Origin of the sequence: Ectopseudomonas oleovorans (assembly GCF_029845265.1) — a bacterium.
In the GTDB taxonomy this organism is placed as follows: domain Bacteria; phylum Pseudomonadota; class Gammaproteobacteria; order Pseudomonadales; family Pseudomonadaceae; genus Aquipseudomonas; species Aquipseudomonas oleovorans.
Genome location: NZ_JAOCLK010000044.1, coordinates 1 through 19,535, shown reverse-complemented (window position 1 = coordinate 19,535; position 19,535 = coordinate 1). Strand labels below are relative to the sequence as shown.

The window sequence follows — 19,535 nt, the reverse complement described above, 5'->3', positions numbered from 1 at the left end:
GCCATGTTAGCAGAAAACCGTTGCCGATGAAGCGCCGTCTGTACGCTGCATGGCATTAATCGAAGGGCTTGGGTAAGATCATCGCCCCCCCTTGAGATTTCTGAGAGCGTCTGCGTTGCTGGACAATATTCGCGTGGTTTTGGTGGGCACCAGTCATCCGGGCAATATCGGCGGTGCCGCGCGGGCGATGAAAAACATGGGGCTGTCGCGTCTGGTATTGGTGGCTCCCGAAGATTTCCCCAGTGGCGAGGCTGTCGCGCGCGCGTCCGGTGCGACCGATGTGCTGGATGCTGCGCAGGTGGTCGATACCCTGGAGGAAGCGCTGGTGGGCTGCACCCTGGTGGTCGGCACCAGTGCGCGCGATCGACGCATCCCCTGGCCGCTGCTCGATCCGCGCGAATGTGCTGTGGCCAGCTGTGAGCAGGCTGCTGCAGGTGGTGAGGTGGCGTTGGTGTTCGGTCGTGAATATGCCGGCCTGACCAACGAAGAGTTGCAGCGATGTCAGTACCACGTGCATATCCCGTCCAACCCGGAATTCAGCTCGCTGAATCTGGCGGCGGCGGTTCAGGTGCTGGCCTATGAAGTGCGCATGGCCTGGCTGACGGCCTCGAGTCTGCCGACCAAGGTAGAGAAGCTGGAGTCGACGGCGATGCTCAATGCTCAGGCGGCGACCGCGGACGAGCTGGAGTCCTTTTACGGTCATCTGCGGCGCGTGCTGGTGATGATCGGTTTTCTCGATCCCCAGAAACCGCGGCACCTGATGACGCGTCTGCGCCGACTGTATGGGCGCAGTGCGGTGAGCAAGTTGGAAATGAATATCCTGCGCGGCATCCTGACCGAGACGGAGAAGGCCGTGCGTGGAGAGTCTCACAAGCAGGGGAAGTCTGATGTTTGAGCGCATGCGAGAAGATATCCAGAGCGTTTTTCACCGTGATCCGGCGGCGCGCAATGCGTTCGAGGTGGTGACCTGCTATCCCGGGTTGCACGCTGTCTGGCTGCATCGCGTGGCGCACGCGCTGTGGCGTTCGGGCTGGAAGTGGCTGGCGCGCGTGGTCTCCAACTTCGGGCGCTGGATGACCGGTATCGAAATTCATCCGGGGGCGAAGATCGGTCGGCGTTTCTTCATCGATCACGGCATGGGCATCGTCATTGGTGAAACCGCCGAGATCGGTAACGACGTGACCCTTTACCAGGGGGTCACCCTCGGTGGCACCAGTTGGAACAAGGGCAAGCGTCACCCGACCCTGGAAGATGGGGTGGTGGTGGGGGCTGGTGCCAAGGTGCTGGGGCCGTTCACTGTCGGGGCTGGTGCCAAGATCGGCTCCAACGCGGTGGTGACCAAGGCGGTGCCGGCCGGGGCGACGGCAGTTGGCATTCCCGGCAAGATCATCGTCAAGTCTGATAACGAGCAGGAAGCCAAGCGTCAGGCCATGGCTGAGAAGATCGGCTTCGACGCCTACGGCGTGGGTCAGGATATGCCGGACCCGGTTGCCCGTGCCATCGGCCAGTTGCTCGATCACCTGCATGTGGTCGATGGTCGTCTGGAGGGGATGTGCAAGGCGCTGACGGCGCTCGGCAGTGATTATTGCGCTAAGGATCTGCCGACCCTGCGCGACGAGGACTTCGCCGACGTGTGCAAGGATCAACAGCAGGGCGACAAGCCGGCTGCCTGATGCAGCAGGAGGCGGGCTTTGCTATGATGCTGCCTTCTTTTGTGCGCAAGCCTGAGTAAATCAATAGGTCTTATAGTTGACTTAAATACTCGGGAATCGCATACTTCGCGGCACTTTAGTGATTCGTGGTAGAGCCATGCGACTGACCACCAAAGGCCGTTACGCCGTTACCGCCATGCTCGATCTGGCGCTGCACGCGCAGCACGGTCCCGTTTCCCTGGCCGATATTTCCGAGCGGCAGGGCATTTCCCTGTCTTATCTCGAGCAACTGTTCGCCAAGTTGCGCCGTGGCAGCCTGGTTTCCAGTGTACGCGGGCCGGGCGGTGGCTATCAGCTGTCACGCGACATGCGCGGTATTCAGGTGGCTCAGGTGATCGATGCGGTCAACGAGTCGGTGGATGCCACGCGTTGCCAGGGGCAGGGTGATTGCCATGCCGGTGACACCTGTCTGACCCACCACCTGTGGTGTGACCTCAGCCAGCAGATTCATGAATTCCTCAGTGGCATCAGCCTGGCCGACCTGGTCGCGCGCCATGAGGTGCAGGAAGTGGCCTTGCGTCAGGATCAGCGTCGCTGCTCTGGCAAGGCGCCACGCCTGGATAAGATTGAAGCGTCCGCCGTCGAATGAGCGGTGCGCTTGCCGATAGGAGAAGTCTGATGAAATTGCCTATTTACCTCGATTATTCCGCTACCACGCCGGTCGATCCGCGTGTGGCGCAGAAAATGAGCGAGTGCCTGCTGGTCGATGGTAACTTCGGCAACCCGGCTTCGCGCTCGCATGTGTTTGGCTGGAAGGCTGAAGAAGCGGTGGAGAATGCCCGCCGTCAGGTCGCCGAACTGGTCAATGCCGACCCGCGCGAAATTGTCTGGACCAGCGGTGCAACCGAGTCCAACAACCTGGCGATCAAGGGTGTTGCGCACTTCTACACCAGCAAGGGCAAGCACATCATCACCTCGAAGATCGAGCACAAGGCGGTGTTGGATACGACCCGCCAGCTCGAACGCGAAGGCTTCGAGGTGACCTATCTGGAGCCAGGCGAAGATGGCCTGATCACCCCGGCCATGATCGAGGCTGCGCTGCGTGAAGACACCGTGCTGGTGTCGGTCATGCACGTCAATAATGAAATCGGCACCATCAACGACATCGCTGCCATTGGTGAGCTGACCCGCTCACGTGGCGTGTTGCTGCACGTCGATGCCGCGCAGTCCACCGGCAAGGTGGAGATCGACCTGGAGAAGATGAAGGTCGATCTGATGTCCTTCTCGGCGCACAAGACCTACGGCCCCAAGGGTGTCGGTGCCCTGTACGTACGCCGCAAGCCGCGTGTGCGTCTGGAAGCGCAGACCCACGGTGGTGGTCATGAGCGCGGCATGCGTTCCGGCACCCTGGCCACCCACCAGTGCGTCGGCATGGGTGAGGCCTTCCGTATTGCCAAGCAGGAGATGGCGGCGGAAAACCAGCGCATCACTGCGCTGCGTGATCGCTTCTACCGCCAGCTCGAAGGCATGGAAGAGCTGTACGTTAACGGCAGCCTGACGGCGCGTGTGCCGCACAACCTCAACCTGAGTTTCAACTACGTCGAGGGCGAGTCGCTGATCATGGCGCTCAAGGACCTCGCCGTATCGTCCGGTTCGGCGTGCACTTCGGCTTCCCTGGAGCCGTCCTACGTGTTGCGTGCCCTGGGCCGCAACGACGAGCTGGCGCACAGCTCGATTCGCTTCACCTTCGGTCGTTTCACCACTGAAGAGGAGGTCGATTACGCTGCCGCCAAGGTTCGTGAGGCTGTGGATAAGCTGCGCGAACTGTCGCCCCTGTGGGATATGTTCAAAGAAGGTGTCGACCTTTCCACCGTGGAATGGGCAGCACACTGATAGCTGCCTGAAGAGCGGCACCTGATGAGAGAGGAAGTACAGCATGGCTTACAGTGACAAGGTCATCGACCACTACGAAAATCCGCGCAACGTCGGCAAGCTCAATGCCGAAGATCCCGATGTCGGCACCGGTATGGTCGGCGCGCCGGCCTGCGGCGACGTCATGCGTCTGCAGATCAAGGTCAACGAAAGCGGCGTGATCGAAGACGCCAAGTTCAAGACCTATGGCTGCGGTTCGGCGATTGCCTCCAGCTCCCTCGCCACCGAGTGGATGAAGGGCAAGACCCTGGATGAAGCCGAGAGCATCAAGAACACCCAGCTCGCCGAAGAACTGGCACTGCCGCCGGTGAAAATTCACTGCTCCGTGCTCGCCGAAGACGCCATCAAGGCCGCCGTGCGCGATTACAAGCAGAAGAAAGGCTTGCTCTGATACGAGGTTTGTAATGGCCATCACCATGTCTGAAGCAGCCGCTCGTCATGTGCAGCGCTCCCTCGAGGGGCGCGGCAAGGGCGAGGGTATTCGCCTCGGTGTGCGTACTACCGGTTGTTCCGGCCTGGCCTACGTGCTCGAGTTCGTTGATGAGCTGGCGGCCGAGGATCAGGTATTCGAAAGCCATGGCGTCAAGGTGATCATCGATCCCAAGAGCCTGGTCTATCTCGATGGCACCGAGTTGGACTTCGTCAAGGAAGGCCTCAACGAGGGCTTCAAGTTCAACAACCCCAACGTGCGCGGCGAATGCGGTTGCGGCGAAAGCTTCAATGTCTGAGGCCGTGAATGGGTAATCCCTGCCATTTCGCTCTGTTCGACCTGCAGCCGAGCTTTCGTCTGGATCTGGATCAACTGGCTGCGCGTTACCGCGAGTTGGCGCGTCAGGTTCATCCTGACCGTTTCGCCGATGCCGGCGAGCGTGAGCAGCGCCTGGCGCTGGAGCGCTCGGCCTGTCTCAACGAGGCGTATCAGATTCTGAAAACGCCATCGCAGCGTGCCCGCTACCTGCTGGCCATGCGTGGGCCGGAGCTTCCGCTGGAAGTGACGGTGCAGGATCCGGATTTTCTCCTGCAGCAGATGCAGCTGCGCGAAGAGCTGGAAGAGCTGCAGGACGACGCCGACCTGGCTGGTGTCGCGGCCTTCAAGCGTCGCCTGAAGACCGCTCAGGAGGCGCTCAATGAGCGCTTCGCGGCATGCTGGGACGACGATGCTCGTCGCGAAGAGGCTGAGCGCCTGATGCGGCGGATGCAGTTTCTCGACAAGCTCTCCCATGAAGTGCGCCAACTAGAAGAGCGCCTCGACGATTAACCTGTGGGTTGCCTCGGCAGCCTGCCTGATGATTTCAAGAAGACCATGGCCTTATTGCAGATCGCCGAGCCAGGACAGAGCCCGCAACCGCACCAGCGTCGGCTGGCAGTGGGTATTGACCTGGGCACCACCAATTCACTGGTCGCTGCCGTGCGCAGTGGTCTGGCCGAGCCTCTGGCCGATGCTGCCGGCAAGGTCATCCTGCCTTCGGCGGTGCGTTATCACGCCGCCAGCATCGAGGTCGGCGAGTCGGCCAAGGCTGCTGCTGCCAGTGATCCGTTGAACACCGTGTTGTCGGTCAAGCGTCTGATGGGCCGCGGTATCGCCGATGTGCATCAGCTTGGCGAGCAATTGCCCTATCGCTTCGTGGCGGGCGAGTCGCACATGCCCTTCATCGAAACGGTGCAGGGGGCGAAGAGTCCGGTCGAGGTGTCCGCCGAAATTCTCAAGGCTCTGCGTTTGCGTGCCGAGCAAACCCTTGGCGGCGAGCTGGTGGGCGCGGTGATTACCGTGCCGGCCTACTTCGATGACGCGCAGCGTCAGGCCACCAAGGATGCCGCGCGTCTTGCCGGCCTTAGCGTGCTGCGTCTGCTCAACGAACCCACTGCTGCCGCTGTCGCCTATGGTCTGGATCAGAAGGCCGAAGGCGTGGTTGCCATCTATGACCTAGGCGGCGGCACCTTTGATATTTCCATCCTGCGCCTGACCGGCGGTGTTTTCGAGGTGCTGGCCACCGGTGGCGACAGCGCCCTGGGTGGCGACGACTTCGATCATGCCATTGCCGACTGGATCATCCAGCAGGCCGGGATTTCCAGTGATCTCGATCCGGCAACCCAGCGCAGCCTGCTACAGGCTGCCTGTGCCGCGAAAGAGGCGCTGACCGAAGCGGACAGCACTGAACTGAGCCATGGCGACTGGCGCGCTGTGTTGAGTCGCGAGCAGTTCGAGGCGCTGATCGAACCGATGGTGGCGCGCAGCCTCAAGGCTTGCCGGCGCGCGGTGCGTGATTCGGGCGTCGAGCTGGAAGAGGTCAGTGCCGTGGTCATGGTGGGCGGCTCGACCCGCGTGCCGCGTGTGCGCGAGGCGGTAGGCGAGTTGTTCGGTCGCGCACCGCTGACCAATATCGATCCTGATCAGGTGGTGGCCATCGGTGCAGCAATCCAGGCCGATGCCCTGGCGGGTAATCAGCGTGGTGATGGCGAGGAGTTGCTGCTGCTGGATGTGATTCCACTGTCGCTCGGCCTGGAAACCATGGGCGGGCTGATGGAGAAGGTGATTCCGCGCAATACCACCATCCCGGTGGCGCGTGCACAGGAATTCACCACCTACAAGGATGGCCAGACGGCCATGATGATTCATGTGCTGCAGGGCGAGCGCGAACTGATCGCCGACTGCCGTTCGCTGGCGCGCTTCGAGCTGCGCGGCATTCCGCCGATGGTCGCGGGTGCAGCGAAGATTCGCGTGACCTTCCAGGTCGATGCCGATGGCCTGCTCAGTGTCGCGGCGCGGGAGCTGAGTTCCGGCATCGAGTCGAGCATCCAGGTCAAGCCGTCCTATGGTCTGACTGATGGCGAGATCGCGCGCATGCTGCAGGACTCCTTCCAGAACGCCGGCGACGACAAGGCCGCGCGCGTGTTGCGCGAGCAGCAGGTCGATGCGCAGCGTCTGATCGAGGCGGTCGAAGGCGCGCTGGAGGTCGATGGCGAGCGCCTGCTGGATGCCGAGGAGCGCGCCGTCATCGAACTGCAGGTGCAGGAGTTGCGCGAGCTGCTGGCCGGCAACGATGGCCTGGCCATCGAGCGTCAGACCAAGCGCCTGTCGCAGGTGACCGACGCATTCGCGGCCAGGCGCCTGGATTCGACGGTCAAGGCCGCGCTGGCCGGGCGCAATCTCAACGAGATCGAGGAATAATTTGATGCCGCAGGTAATTTTTCTGCCTCACGAGCGTTTCTGCCCGGATGGCCTGGTGGTCGAGGCCGAGCCCGGCATTTCCATTCTCGAGTTGGCGCATGAGCACCATATCGAGATGGAAAGCGCCTGTGGCGGCGTCTGCGCCTGCACCACCTGTCACTGCATCGTGCGCGAGGGCTTCGACTCGCTGAACGAGGCGGACGAGCTGGAAGAGGACTATCTGGACAAGGCCTGGGGGCTCGAGGCGCAGTCGCGCCTGGCCTGTCAGGCCATTGTCGGTGAGGAAGACCTCACCGTCGAGATTCCCAAGTATTCGCTCAATCACGCCGCCGAAGCGCCGCACTGACAGGCAACTCCCTCATCCGGCGCTTCGCGCCACCTTCTCCCAAGGGGAGAAGGGCTCAGGGGAAGTTGTCGCTACGCGACTTTCACGTTAACCAGGAAGCATGATCATGAGTCTGAAATGGGTCGATGTACTGGATATCGCCATCGAACTGAGTGAGCAGAAGCCGGATGTTGATCCGCGCTTCGTTAATTTCGTCGATCTGCACCGTTGGGTCTTGGAGTTGCCGGAGTTCTCCGATGACCCGCAGCGCGGGGGGGAGAAGGTGCTGGAGGCGATACAGGCTGCCTGGATCGAAGAGCTCGATTGAAACAGGCGCTTACGGCGCCCGCCCTACGCTTTTAACCGGAACCCGCGTATAATTCGCGGGTTTAATTTTTCGCTTTAACCCTAAAGCTTCTGGAGCTTCACATGGCTGTTCAACGTACTTTCTCCATCATCAAGCCTGACGCCGTTGCCAAGAACGTCATCGGTGAGATCACCACCCGTTTCGAAAAAGCCGGCCTGCGCGTTGTTGCTTCGAAGATGGTGCAACTGTCCGAGCGCGAAGCCGCTGGTTTCTACGCCGAGCACAGCGAGCGTGGCTTCTTCAAGGACCTGGTTGCCTTCATGACCTCCGGTCCGGTCATCGTTCAGGTTCTGGAAGGTGAAAACGCCGTTGCCAAGAACCGTGAGCTGATGGGCGCCACCAACCCGAAAGAAGCAGCTGCCGGCACCATCCGTGCTGACTTCGCCGTTTCCATCGACGAAAACGCTGTTCACGGTTCGGATTCCGAAGCCTCCGCTGCTCGCGAGATCGCTTACTTCTTCTCCGCTACCGAGCAGTGCGCGCGCATCCGCTGATTGGCGAATGATGCGAGGGTGAAGCCATGACCAATACCACCGGCAAGATCAACCTGCTGGGCCTGACCCAGCCGGAAATGGAACAGTTCTTCGAGTCCATCGGCGAGAAGCGCTTCCGTGCCGGCCAGGTAATGAAGTGGATTCACCACTTTGGCGTCGATGATTTCGCCGCCATGACCAATGTCGGCAAGGCCTTGCGCGAGAAGCTCGAGGCCTCTGCCGAGATTCGCGGCCCGGAAGTGGTCAGCGAAAATATTTCTGCCGATGGCACGCGCAAGTGGGTGGTGCGTGTGGCGTCGGGTAGCTGCGTGGAGACCGTGTACATCCCGCAGAACGGCCGCGGCACCCTATGTGTCTCGTCGCAGGCCGGTTGTGCCCTGGACTGCAGTTTCTGCTCCACCGGCAAGCAAGGCTTCAACAGCGACCTGACCAGCGCCGAGATCATCGGCCAGGTGTGGATCGCCAACAAATCCTTCGGCAGCGTGCCGGCGAAGATCGACCGTGCCATCACCAACGTGGTGATGATGGGCATGGGTGAGCCGCTGCTGAACTTCGATAACGTCGTCTCCGCCATGCAGATCATGATGGATGACCTCGGCTACGGCATTTCCAAGCGCAAGGTGACCCTGTCCACCTCCGGCGTGGTGCCGATGATCGACAAGCTGGCCGAAGTCATCGACGTGTCCCTGGCATTGTCGCTGCACGCGCCCAACGACGAGCTGCGCAACCAGTTGGTGCCGATCAACAAGAAGTATCCGCTGAACATGTTGCTGGCGGCCTGCAAGCGCTATATCGCCAAGCTCGGCGAGAAACGCGTGCTGACCATCGAGTACACCCTGCTCAAAGGTGTCAACGATCAGCCTGAGCACGCTGAGCAGATGGTCGCACTTCTGGCCGATGTCCCTTGCAAGATCAATCTGATTCCGTTTAATCCCTTCCCCTTCTCTGGGTACGAGCGGCCGAGCAATAACGCGATTCGCCGCTTCCAGGATCTATTGCACAAGGCTGGTCATAACGTCACGGTGCGCACGACGCGTGGTGACGATATCGATGCAGCCTGCGGCCAATTGGTTGGCCAGGTCATGGACCGTACTCGGCGCAGTGAGCGTTACATCGCCGTGCGTCAGCTGGGCAACGAGGCACAAGAGCCTCGCACTGCCGCCAATCGAAATTGAAGAGAGGATGCCTATGACCCTGCGCCCAGCGCTGTTGTTGCTTGTTGTCAGTCTGCTTGCTGGTTGTGTGACCACGGGCGATGTCGACCCCATGCGTACGGCGAAAGGGCGTGACGAAGCACGCGATGCCTATGTGCAGCTTGGCATCGCCTACATCCAGCAGGGTGATACGCAGCGCGCCAAGGTGCCGCTGAAGAATGCACTTGATCTCGATTCGTCGAATGCAGACGCGCATGCCGCGCTAGCTATGGCCTTCCAGCTGGAAATGGAGCCAAAGCTGGCCGATGAGCATTTTCGCAAAGCGCTGTCCCGGCGTCCGAAGGACGCCCGTCTGCTAAACAACTATGGTGGTTTCCTGTTCGAGCAGAAGCGTTATCAGGAGGCCATGAGCACCTATCTCAAAGCTGCCGAGGACAACCTCTATCCAGAGCGTTCCCGGGTTTTCGAGAATCTGGGCATGACCGCTCTGCAGCTCGGTCAGCGTGAGCAGGCCAAAGAGTACTTTCAGCGTGCCCTGCGCCTGAGCAGTCGCCAACCGCGCGCGTTGCTGGAAATGGCCGTCATGTCCTACGAGGACAAGGAATACGTACCGGCCCGTCGTTACTACGACAGCTACAGCGAAATGGCACCGCAGAATGCGCGCAGCCTGCTGCTCGGCGCACGTTTGGCCGAAGTATTCGAGGATCGTGACAAGGCCGCCAGTCTGGGCCTGCAGTTGCGTCGTCTGTATCCGGCTTCTCAGGAATATCAGCAATTTGTTTCGGGGCAACAATGAACGCGGCACATAGCGAAGTGAATCAGCCGATGCCGACCAATCCTGGTGAAAGCCTGCGTCAGGCCCGTGAAATCAAGGGGCTGAGCATTGCCGAGGTGGCGACGCAGCTCAATCTGACGCCGCAGCGTCTTGCCCAGATCGAAGCCGGTGCTTTCGACAAGCTGCCGGGCCCCACCTTTGCCCGTGGCTATATCCGGGCCTACGCCAAATTGCTGGAGATGGATCAGAACCGTCTGGCGATGGAGTTCGATCAGTTCACCGGCGCCGATTCCAGCGGCAGCAGCGTGCATGCGCTGGGCCGTATCGAGGAACCGGTGCGCTATTCGCAGAGCATCCTGCGTCTGGTCAGCTTTTTGTTGCTGCTGGCGTTGATTGGTGGCGGTTTCTTCTGGTGGCAGGATCAGGGCCGCCCGGTGGCCAGCCTGGCCGATCTGGGGCTTGAGCATGTAGAGGTGGAGGGTGCCGACGGTACGACCCAGGTGCACTCGTTGGCCGAGCCTGAAGATCAGGCAGTTGCCGATGTGCAGGGCCGTGAGCCAAGCAGCCCGCTGCTGTTGCCGGTCGAGCCGGGACAGGCTCCGGAAGATGCTGACGCTGCCGAGCAGCCGGCTGCCGAGGTCGCGCCTGAAAGCGCTGCAGCGCCCATTGTCGAGGCTGCAAATGCAGCGCCGGCAGCGGTTGCAGTGGAACCTGTTGCTGCGCAAGCTCCAGCGCCTGCAGCCACTGTGCCGGCACCATCGCCTGCGCCTGCCGTGGCCGCTGGGCAGGGCGTAGTCAATGTGCAGTTCACCGCCGATTGCTGGACGCAGGTGACCGATGCCGATGGCAAGGTGCTGCTCAGCGCGCTCAAGCGCAGTGGTGAGCGTATCGAACTGACTGGCAAGGCGCCGATAAAGCTACATCTGGGCTTCGCCCGGGGCGCACAGGTGACTTACAACGGCGAAAGCGTTGACGTCACACCGCATATCTCTGGCGAAACCGCGCGCCTGACACTGGGGTTGTAAAGCATGCATTGCGAATCGCCGATCAAGCGCCGACAGTCGCGCAAGATTTGGGTTGGCTCGGTACCGGTAGGCGGCGATGCGCCGATTGCCGTGCAGAGCATGACCAATACCGACACCAACGATGTGGCTGCCACTGTGGCACAGATCCGTCGCCTGGAAGATGCCGGTGCCGATATCGTGCGGGTTTCCGTGCCGGACATGGACGCCGCCGAGGCGTTCGGCCGCATCAAGCAGCAGGTGCGTGTACCGCTGGTGGCCGACATCCACTTCGATTACCAGATCGCCCTGCGTGTGGCTGAGCTGGGTGTCGATTGTCTGCGCATCAATCCGGGCAACATCGGCCGCGAGGATCGCGTCAGGGCGGTGGTTGAAGCCGCTCGCGACAAGGGCATCCCGATCCGCATCGGCGTCAACGCCGGCTCGCTGGAAAAGGATCTGCAAAAGAAGTACGGCGAGCCGACGCCCGAGGCCTTGGTCGAGTCTGCACTGCGCCATGTCGAGCATCTGGATCGCCTGAGCTTCGCTGATTTCAAGGTCAGTGTGAAAGCCTCCGACGTGTTCATGGCCGTCGAGGCTTATCGCCTGCTAGCCAAACAGATCGAGCAGCCGCTGCACCTGGGCATCACCGAAGCTGGCGGCCTGCGTTCCGGTACGGTGAAATCCGCTGTCGGCCTGGGCATGCTGCTGGCCGAGGGCATTGGCGATACCATCCGTATCTCCTTGGCCGCCGACCCGGTGGAAGAGATCAAGGTCGGTTTCGACATCCTCAAGTCCCTGCGCCTGCGCTCGCGTGGCATCAATTTCATCGCCTGCCCGAGCTGCTCGCGGCAGAACTTCGATGTGGTCAAGACCATGAACGAGCTGGAAACGCGCGTCGAGGATCTGCTGGTGCCGCTGGATGTGGCTGTGATCGGCTGCGTGGTCAATGGTCCTGGCGAAGCCAAGGAGGCCCATATCGGCCTCACGGGTGGTAGCCCGAACAACCTGGTCTATATCGATGGCAAACCGGCCTCGAAGCTGACCAACGAAAACCTGGTGGACGAGCTGGAAAAGCTCATTCGCGACAAGGCGGCCGAAAAGGCCGCCGCCGATGCTGCCGTGATCGTGCGCGGCTGATCCGTGCGTAAGGAATACATTTGAGCAAGTCCCTGCAAGCCATTCGTGGCATGAACGATATCCTGCCGGAGCAGACGCCTGCCTGGCGTTACCTGGAAAATACCCTGGTCAACCTGCTCGACGGTTATGGCTACAAGGAAATCCGCCTGCCCATCGTCGAATACACCGAGCTGTTCGCTCGCGGTATCGGTGAAGGCACCGACGTGGTCGACAAGGAGATGTACACCTTCCTCGACCGCAACGAAGAATCCCTGACCCTGCGTCCCGAAGGCACCGCCGGTTGCGTGCGCGCGGTTCTCGAGCATGGCCTGGCCGGTGGCGGTCAGGTGCAGAAGCTCTGGTATGCCGGCCCCATGTTCCGCTACGAGAAGCCACAGAAGGGTCGCTATCGCCAGTTCCATCAGGTGGGTGTGGAAGCCTTCAACCTGCCCGGGCCGGATGTCGATGCCGAGCTGATCGTGCTCACCTGGCGTCTGTGGAAAAAACTCGGTCTGGCCGATGCGGTGACCCTGCAGCTCAACAGCCTGGGCTCCAGCGAGGCGCGTGCGGCTTATCGCGACGCCCTGGTGGCCTACCTGCAGCAGCGCTTTGACCAGCTTGACGAGGACAGCCAGCGCCGTTTGACCACCAATCCGCTGCGCATTCTCGACAGCAAGAACGAGGCGACCCAGGCCGCGCTGGTTGGTGCACCGACCCTGGGTGATTACCTCGACGAAGAGTCGCGCCTGCACTTCGAGGGCGTCAAGGCGCGCCTGGACGCTGCCGGCATTCGTTACCAGATCAACCACAAGTTGGTGCGCGGTCTGGATTACTACAACCGCACCGTATTCGAGTGGGTCACCGACAAGCTTGGTGCTCAAGGCACGGTGTGCGCCGGAGGCCGTTACGATGGCCTGGTGGCGCAACTGGGTGGCAAGGCCACGCCGGGTGTCGGCTTTGCCATGGGCGTCGAGCGTCTGGTGCTGCTGCTGGAAACCCTGGATCTGTTGCCGGCCGAGCTCAATCGTGCGGCTGACGTGTACGTCTGCGCCTTTGGTGAGGCAGCGGAGCTTGCGGCGCTGACGCTGGTCGAGCGTCTGCGTGATGAGTTACCGGGGCTGCGCCTGTTGCTCAACACCGGTGGCGGCAGTTTCAAGAGCCAGTTCAAAAAAGCCGACAAGAGCGGTGCACGCTATGCGCTGATTCTGGGGGACGACGAATTGGCCGCACGCGTGGTAGGTTGCAAACCGCTGCGCGACGACAGTGAACAACAAAGTGTTGCCTGGGATGCTCTGGCTGAGCATCTGGCTGCCTGCCAGCAGGCCTGAGCAGGTTCTCGATTAGGAGTACGGGGTTAGACATGCAGACCGAAGACGAACAGATCGCGCAACTCAAGGACTGGTGGGATCGCAACGGCAAGCCTTTGCTCGCCGGTGGCGTGCTGGCGCTGGTAGCTGTATTCGGCTGGCAGGGCTGGCAGAAGTACCAGGACAACCAGGCGCAAGGCGCCTCGGTGCTTTATCAGCAGTTGCTGGAAGCGGCGCTGGACCCAGCCGGTAAGCCCGATGCCGCGAAAGTCGCCGAGTTGGCCGGTAAGCTCAATAGCGAGTTCGCCGGTACTCATTATGCTCAGTACGGCAGCCTGTTCGTCGCCAAGGTCGCTGTCGAGGCAAATCGTCTCGACGATGCCGCTGCGGCGCTGCAGCGTGTGTTCGACAAGCCTGCCGACGCCACGCTCGGTGAGCTGGCACGTCAGCGCCTGGCCCGTGTGCTGGCCGCGCAGGACAAGGCTGATGATGCGTTGAAACTGCTTGATGCCAAGGTCGAGGAAGCTTTCCTCGCCAGCCGTGAAGAACTCAAGGGCGACCTGCTGGTACAGCTGGGTCGCAGCGATGACGCGCACGCCGCCTATCAGAAGGCCAAGGATGCGCTGGCCGAAGACGCCGCTGTTGGCGGTCTGCAGATGAAGCTGGACGACCTGGCAAAAGAGGATGCGTGACGTGATGCGTTGGAAGAATGCCGCACTGCTGGCTCTGGCCGTTCTGGCCGTGGGTTGCAGCAGCAATAGCAAGAAGGAACTGCCGCCCGCCGAACTGACCAAGTTCGACGCCGAAGTCGAGCTGCGTACCGAGTGGAGCCGCTCCGTTGGTGATGGTCAGGGCGATACCTTCAACATGCTGGTGCCGGCCATCGACGGCGAGGTGATCTACGCCGCTGATGTCGAAGGTCTGGTCATGGCCATGGACCGCACCAGCGGCAAGGTCATCTGGCGCAAGAAGCTTGAAATCCCGGTATCCGGCGCCATCGGTGTCGGCTACGGCCAGGTATTGTTGGGTACCCTCAAGGGTGAAGTGATCGCCCTGGACTCCAGTGACGGTGAAGAACAATGGCGTTCGCGCGTGACCAGCGAAGTGCTGGCTGCGCCGGCTAGCAACGGCGATATCGTCGTGGTGCAGACCCAGGACGACCGTCTGATTGCCTTCGATGCCAGCACCGGCAGCCAGCGCTGGATCGTCGAAAACACCCCGGCCGTACTGACCCTGCGCGGCACTGGCGCTCCGCTGGTGACCAACCGCCTGGTGGTCGCCGGTCTGTCCAGCGGCAAGGTGATTGCGGTCGACGCCCAGCGCGGCCTGCCGGTCTGGGAGCAGCGTATCGCCATCCCGCAGGGTCGTTCCGAACTGGAGCGTGTTGTCGACATCGACGGCGGCCTGCTGTTGTCCGGCGGCACCGTCTACGCGGTGAGCTACCAGGGCCGTGTCGCGGCCATGGATCTGGAGTCCGGTCGCGTACTCTGGCAGCGCGAGGCATCCAGCTCGGTTGGCGTCGCTCAGGGCTTCGGTAACGTATACGTCAGCCATGCCAGTGGCACTGTCGAAGGTATCGACGAGCGTAGTGCTTCGGCTCTGTGGAGCAACGACTCCCTGGCACGCCGTCAGTTGTCGGCACCACAAGTGTTCTCCAGTTACGTGGCCGTGGGCGATGTGGAAGGCTATCTGCATCTGCTGAGCCAGGTCGATGGTCGTTTCGTCGGCCGTACCCGTATCGACAGCGATGGCCTGCGTGCCCAGCCGTTGGTGGTCGGGGATTGGCTGTACGTCTACGGCAACAGCGGCAAGTTGGTGGCGCTGACCATCAAGTAACACGCTATGCTGCCGGTAACCCGACAGCATGAAACACCCTGGCCGCTGCCCTTGCAGCGGCCTTTGCATTTTCTGAATTAACCGAGTGGAGAGCCTGATGGTTCCCGTAATTGCCCTGGTGGGCCGGCCGAATGTCGGCAAGTCCACACTCTTCAACCGCCTGACCCGCAGCCGCGACGCCATCGTCGGCGACCTGTCCGGTCTGACCCGCGACCGCCAGTATGGCGAGGCGAAGTGGCAGGGGCGCACCTATATCGTGATCGACACCGGTGGTATTTCCGGTGACGAGGAAGGCATCGACGCGAAGATGGCCGAGCAGTCGCTGCAGGCCATCGAAGAGGCCGATGCCGTGCTGTTCCTGGTGGACGCGCGCGCTGGCATGACTGCCTCCGACCAGATGATCGGCGAGCACCTGCGCCGTCGTAACAAGCAGAGCTTTCTGGTGGTGAACAAGGTCGACAACCTCGATGTCGACCTGGCCCGCGCCGAGTTCAGCCCCATGGGCCTGGGCGAGCCACTGGCGATTGCCGGCGCCCATGGTCGTGGCATCACCCAGATGCTCGAAGTGGTGCTCGGCGCTTTCCCCAAGGACGCTGGTGAGCCGGAAGAGGGCGCCGAAGAAGAGGAAGAAGTGCTGGAAGGCCAGGAGGCCAAGCGCATTCCCGGCCCGAGCGAGAAGGACGGCATCAAGCTGGCCATCATCGGTCGCCCCAACGTCGGCAAGTCGACCCTGGTCAACCGCATGCTCGGTGAAGAGCGGGTCATCGTCTATGACCAGGCGGGAACCACGCGTGACAGCATCTACATTCCGTTCGAGCGCGACGACGAGAAGTACACGCTGATCGACACTGCCGGCGTGCGCCGTCGCGGCAAGATCTTCGAGGCCGTGGAGAAATTCTCCGTGGTCAAGACGCTGCAGGCCATTCAGGACTCCAACGTCGTGGTGTTCGTCATGGACGCCCGCGAAGGTGTGGTCGACCACGACCTCAACCTGCTCGGCTTCGTGCTGGAAAGCGGCCGCGCTCTGGTCATTGCCCTGAACAAGTGGGACGGCATGGACCAGGGGCAGAAGGATTATGTGAAGACCGAGCTGGAGCGCCGGCTGTTCTTCGTCGACTTCGCCGATATCCACTTCATTTCCGCCCTGCACGGCACTGGCGTGGGCCATCTGTACAAGTCGGTGCAGGCCTCGTTCAAGTCGGCGATCACCCGCTGGCCGACCAGCCGCCTGACGCAGATTCTCGAAGATGCCGTCAGCGACCATGCACCGCCTCTGGTCAACGGTCGCCGCATCAAGCTGCGTTACGCCCACCTGGGTGGTGCCAACCCGCCGCTGATCGTGATTCACGGTAACCAGGTCGACGCCGTGCCGCGCGCCTACACCCGTTACCTGGAGAACACCTTCCGCCGTGTGCTGAAGCTGGTCGGTACGCCGATTCGCATCGAGTACAAGGGCGGTGAAAACCCCTACGAGGGCAACAAGAACACCCTCACCGATCGCCAGGTGAACAAGAAACGTCGCCTGATGAGCCACCACAAGAAGGCCGAGAAGAAGCGCAAGGACAAGCGCAAGTAAACGTGGCCGCGCCGTGCATGTCGGACTTCATTCGGCATGCACGGCATAAGCTTTGGCTTTCTTTTCATAAGTGCTGCGGGTGTCGTCTATGGCGCCCTTCGGCTATCCTCGCGGCTTGCCTTGTTTTTCGTAGGAAGTCGCGATGCTCGTCAGCAAACTGCCCAACGTCGGCACCACCATCTTCACGCGGATGTCCCAGCTTGCGCTGGAGACTGGTGCGATCAATCTGTCCCAGGGCTTCCCTGATTTCGACGGGCCGCAGGCACTGCGCGAAGCCGTCGCGCGCCACGTCATGGAAGGGCGCAACCAGTATTCACCAATGACTGGCTTGCCCTCACTGCGCCAGCAGGTGGCGGCCAAGATCGCCCGCAGCTACGGCGTGCAGCGTGATGCCGACAGCGAGATTACCATCACCCCCGGCGCCACCGAGGCGATCTTTTGCGCGGTACAGGCGCTGATCCGTCCGGGTGATGAAGCCATCGTGCTCGACCCCTGCTACGACAGTTACGAGCCGTCGGTGGAGCTGGCCGGTGGACGTTGCGTGCATGTGCCGCTGGCATTGCCGGACTTCGCTGTCGATTGGCAGCGTCTGGCTGATGCCATCACGCCGCGTACCCGGCTGATCTTCCTCAACTCCCCGCACAACCCCAGCGGCGCTCTGCTGACCTGTGCCGATCTGGACAAGCTGGCCGAGCTGATTCGTGGCCGCGATATCCATGTGATCAGCGACGAGGTCTACGAGCATCTGATCTATGACGGCCAGCGTCATGCCAGCGTGCTGGCCCACGACGAGCTGTATCAGCGCGCCTTCGTGGTCAGCTCCTTCGGCAAGACTTATCACGTGACTGGCTGGAAGACTGGCTACGTGGTGGCGCCACCGGCATTGACCGCCGAGCTGCGCAAGATTCATCAATACGTCAATTTCTGTGGCGTGACACCACTACAGTTCGCACTGGCCGACTTCATGGCGGCCTGCCCCGAGCATGTCGAGGAGTTGCCGGCTTTCTATCAGGCCAAGCGCGACCTGTTCTGCGAGCTGCTGGCTGGCTCGCGCTTCACCTTTACCCGTGCGCCGGGTACTTACTTCCAGCTGGCCGACTATTCGGCGATTCGCCCCGATCTGGACGACGTGGCCATGGCTGAATGGCTGACCCGCGAGCATGGTGTGGCGGCGATTCCGGTGTCGGTGTTCTACCAGTCAGCGCCCAAGGATATGTGCCTGGTGCGTTTCTGCTTCGCCAAGCGCGAGGAAACCCTGCGCCAGGCGGCGGAGAAACTCAGCGCGGTATGAGGGGTAGGGCGGGTGTAACCCGCCTCTGAGGTGTTGGCGGGTTTCACCCGCCCTACGGTGAGCGAGGCCTACAAATGAACAACAAACCCGATCTCGAACTGGCGCTGATCCAGACCACGTTGGCCTGGCACGATCCGGCCGCCAACCGCGAGCACTTCCAGACCTTGCTGGAACAGGCCCGTGGCGCTGACCTGGTGATCCTGCCGGAGATGTTCACCACCGGTTTTTCCATGGAGTCGGCCGAATTGGCTGAGCCTGAGGATGGACCCAGCAGCATCTGGCTACGCGAGCAGGCGCAGCGTATCGGCGCGGTGATCTGCGGCAGTCTGATCATTCAGGCCGCTGACGGCAGCTACCGTAATCGCCTGCTTTGGGCGCGCCCGGATGGCTCTTTCGCGTATTACGACAAACGCCACCTGTTCCGCATGGCCGGTGAGCACAAGCACTACAGCGCTGGCGATCAGCAGGTGGTGTTCGACCTAAACGGCTGGCGCGTGCGCCCGCTGATTTGCTACGACCTGCGCTTCCCGGTCTGGAGTCGCGATGCGGGTGGCACCGATCTGCTGCTGTATACCGCCAACTGGCCGGGGGCGCGTCGCCAGCACTGGAACCGCCTGCTACCAGCGCGAGCCATCGAGAACCTGTGCTATGTCGCGGCTGTGAACCGCGTCGGCGAGGACGGCAAGGGCCACGGATATACTGGCGATTCTCAGGTACTGGATTTTCAGGGCGAGACCCTGCTGGCGGCAGGTGATGGTGATGGTGTATTCCGCGCCCGGCTGTCGAGCGAGGCACTGGCTGCCTACCGCGAGCGCTTCCCCGCACACCTAGACGTCGATGCCTTCACCTTGAACTGATGGAGCTACGTGAACATGGACGTACAACAGAGCAATCCCTTCCAGCCTCCGCAGGCCGACCTGCAGCAGGCCACTACCAATCAGTCGCCGCTCTACAGCGTTGCGGGTGTTGGCCTGGTGACCTTCATCGGCACGCCGCTGGCTGGCGCCTGGCTGCTGGCGCATAACCTGCAACTGCTCGGCAAGGCGGATCGAGTGGCGATGGTCTGGGGTATTTCCGTCTTCCTGCTGGTGGTTACCTTGGTCCTGGCTTTCGTCTTGCCGGAGGAGGTGCCCGCCATGCCGTTCGCCATCGCACAATTGATGGCGATGATCATGTTTGCCAAGAGCCTCATGGAGGTCGATCTCAAGCAGCATGCCGAGGCCGGTGGTGCATTTCTGTCCAACTGGCGGGCGGCGGGTATCGGTCTGATGTTCACCCTCGGCCTGGCCGCTCTTATGCTTGCGGTGCTGATGATTTTCGATATCTGAGAGTCGTGTTCCCGGATTTCAACCGGATCTACGGACGCAAGTATCTGCAAAGCGATTTTTCGTAGGAGCCCCGTCTCGGGGCGAAGCCTTTCGGGCTCACGCCGCCGGTGTTCGCGGTGGGGCGCCGCTCCTACAGGATGCCCGAAACACTACTGATGTTTGCGATAACCTTCCCGGTTTTCATCTGGGCTACGCACACAAAAACGTAG

The 19,535-nt window shown here is 61.6% G+C and carries 22 protein-coding genes; all 22 read left to right on the top strand.

What is annotated here, in order from left to right; all coding sequences use genetic code 11:
• The first annotated feature begins 115 nt into the window (after positions 1-115).
• The 22 genes from trmJ (at position 116) to N5J71_RS18345 (ending at position 19,326) form a co-directional block, all read left to right on the top strand.
• The gene (gene trmJ, locus N5J71_RS18450; RefSeq protein ID WP_039964369.1) at positions 116-895 is read left to right on the top strand and encodes a tRNA (cytosine(32)/uridine(32)-2'-O)-methyltransferase TrmJ; all 780 of its coding nucleotides are present in this window, start codon (positions 116-118) and stop codon (positions 893-895) included.
• Positions 888-1,673, top strand: coding sequence for a serine O-acetyltransferase (cysE, locus tag N5J71_RS18445; protein ID WP_003459689.1), 786 nt, complete (start codon positions 888-890; stop codon positions 1,671-1,673). Before trmJ ends, cysE begins: the two co-directional genes overlap by 8 nt.
• A gap of 136 nt (positions 1,674-1,809) precedes the next feature.
• Positions 1,810-2,301 (top strand): Fe-S cluster assembly transcriptional regulator IscR, encoded by a 492-nt coding sequence (iscR, locus tag N5J71_RS18440; RefSeq protein WP_003459690.1) that lies wholly within the window; start codon positions 1,810-1,812, stop codon positions 2,299-2,301.
• Between the two features lie 29 nt (positions 2,302-2,330).
• Complete coding sequence (locus N5J71_RS18435) at positions 2,331-3,545, top strand: IscS subfamily cysteine desulfurase (RefSeq protein WP_003459691.1); 1,215 nt, start codon at positions 2,331-2,333, stop codon at positions 3,543-3,545.
• 43 nt (positions 3,546-3,588) lie between these two features.
• A complete protein-coding gene (iscU, locus tag N5J71_RS18430) occupies positions 3,589-3,975 on the top strand; it encodes a Fe-S cluster assembly scaffold IscU (RefSeq protein ID WP_003246233.1) in 387 nt (128 codons plus the stop codon).
• Between the two features lie 13 nt (positions 3,976-3,988).
• Positions 3,989-4,312 (top strand): iron-sulfur cluster assembly protein IscA, encoded by a 324-nt coding sequence (iscA, locus tag N5J71_RS18425; protein ID WP_003246232.1) that lies wholly within the window; start codon positions 3,989-3,991, stop codon positions 4,310-4,312.
• An 8-nt stretch (positions 4,313-4,320) separates the two neighbouring features.
• On the top strand, positions 4,321-4,842 hold the full coding sequence (hscB, locus tag N5J71_RS18420) for a co-chaperone HscB (RefSeq protein ID WP_003459692.1): 522 nt from the start codon (positions 4,321-4,323) through the stop codon (positions 4,840-4,842).
• A 45-nt stretch (positions 4,843-4,887) separates the two neighbouring features.
• Complete coding sequence (gene hscA / locus N5J71_RS18415) at positions 4,888-6,753, top strand: Fe-S protein assembly chaperone HscA (RefSeq protein WP_279917381.1); 1,866 nt, start codon at positions 4,888-4,890, stop codon at positions 6,751-6,753.
• Between the two features lie 4 nt (positions 6,754-6,757).
• Positions 6,758-7,099 carry an ISC system 2Fe-2S type ferredoxin gene (fdx, locus tag N5J71_RS18410; protein ID WP_003459694.1) on the top strand — a complete coding sequence of 114 codons (342 nt, stop codon included), beginning with the start codon at positions 6,758-6,760 and terminating at the stop codon, positions 7,097-7,099.
• 106 nt (positions 7,100-7,205) lie between these two features.
• Entirely contained in the window at positions 7,206-7,406 is a 201-nt protein-coding gene (gene iscX, locus N5J71_RS18405) for a Fe-S cluster assembly protein IscX (protein ID WP_074860798.1), read from the top strand.
• A gap of 101 nt (positions 7,407-7,507) precedes the next feature.
• Positions 7,508-7,939, top strand: coding sequence for a nucleoside-diphosphate kinase (ndk, locus tag N5J71_RS18400; RefSeq protein ID WP_003459696.1), 432 nt, complete (start codon positions 7,508-7,510; stop codon positions 7,937-7,939).
• Positions 7,940-7,965: 26 nt separating this feature from the next.
• Complete coding sequence (gene rlmN, locus N5J71_RS18395; RefSeq protein WP_279534529.1) at positions 7,966-9,114, top strand: dual-specificity RNA methyltransferase RlmN; 1,149 nt, start codon at positions 7,966-7,968, stop codon at positions 9,112-9,114.
• A 13-nt stretch (positions 9,115-9,127) separates the two neighbouring features.
• Positions 9,128-9,889, top strand: a complete 762-nt coding sequence (gene pilW, locus N5J71_RS18390) for a type IV pilus biogenesis/stability protein PilW (RefSeq protein ID WP_003459700.1) — start codon at positions 9,128-9,130, stop codon at positions 9,887-9,889.
• The gene (locus N5J71_RS18385; protein WP_279917380.1) at positions 9,886-10,893 is read left to right on the top strand and encodes a RodZ domain-containing protein; all 1,008 of its coding nucleotides are present in this window, start codon (positions 9,886-9,888) and stop codon (positions 10,891-10,893) included. The genes pilW and N5J71_RS18385 overlap by 4 nt, the downstream gene beginning before the upstream one ends.
• 3 nt (positions 10,894-10,896) lie before the next feature.
• Entirely contained in the window at positions 10,897-12,009 is a 1,113-nt protein-coding gene (gene ispG, locus N5J71_RS18380; protein WP_257598167.1) for a flavodoxin-dependent (E)-4-hydroxy-3-methylbut-2-enyl-diphosphate synthase, read from the top strand.
• A gap of 20 nt (positions 12,010-12,029) precedes the next feature.
• Positions 12,030-13,316, top strand: coding sequence for a histidine--tRNA ligase (gene hisS, locus N5J71_RS18375; protein ID WP_279534531.1), 1,287 nt, complete (start codon positions 12,030-12,032; stop codon positions 13,314-13,316).
• 32 nt (positions 13,317-13,348) lie between these two features.
• Positions 13,349-13,987 (top strand): tetratricopeptide repeat protein, encoded by a 639-nt coding sequence (locus N5J71_RS18370; RefSeq protein WP_206408229.1) that lies wholly within the window; start codon positions 13,349-13,351, stop codon positions 13,985-13,987.
• On the top strand, positions 13,980-15,131 hold the full coding sequence (bamB, locus tag N5J71_RS18365; protein ID WP_074860818.1) for an outer membrane protein assembly factor BamB: 1,152 nt from the start codon (positions 13,980-13,982) through the stop codon (positions 15,129-15,131). Before N5J71_RS18370 ends, bamB begins: the two co-directional genes overlap by 8 nt.
• 97 nt (positions 15,132-15,228) lie before the next feature.
• Positions 15,229-16,707, top strand: a complete 1,479-nt coding sequence (gene der, locus N5J71_RS18360; RefSeq protein WP_206419369.1) for a ribosome biogenesis GTPase Der — start codon at positions 15,229-15,231, stop codon at positions 16,705-16,707.
• A 142-nt stretch (positions 16,708-16,849) separates the two neighbouring features.
• A complete protein-coding gene (locus N5J71_RS18355) occupies positions 16,850-17,998 on the top strand; it encodes a pyridoxal phosphate-dependent aminotransferase (protein WP_003459709.1) in 1,149 nt (382 codons plus the stop codon).
• Between the two features lie 74 nt (positions 17,999-18,072).
• A complete protein-coding gene (locus tag N5J71_RS18350) occupies positions 18,073-18,855 on the top strand; it encodes an amidohydrolase (RefSeq protein WP_279917379.1) in 783 nt (260 codons plus the stop codon).
• Between the two features lie 15 nt (positions 18,856-18,870).
• Positions 18,871-19,326 (top strand): hypothetical protein, encoded by a 456-nt coding sequence (locus tag N5J71_RS18345; RefSeq protein ID WP_003459711.1) that lies wholly within the window; start codon positions 18,871-18,873, stop codon positions 19,324-19,326.
• Positions 19,327-19,535: the final 209 nt, after the last annotated feature.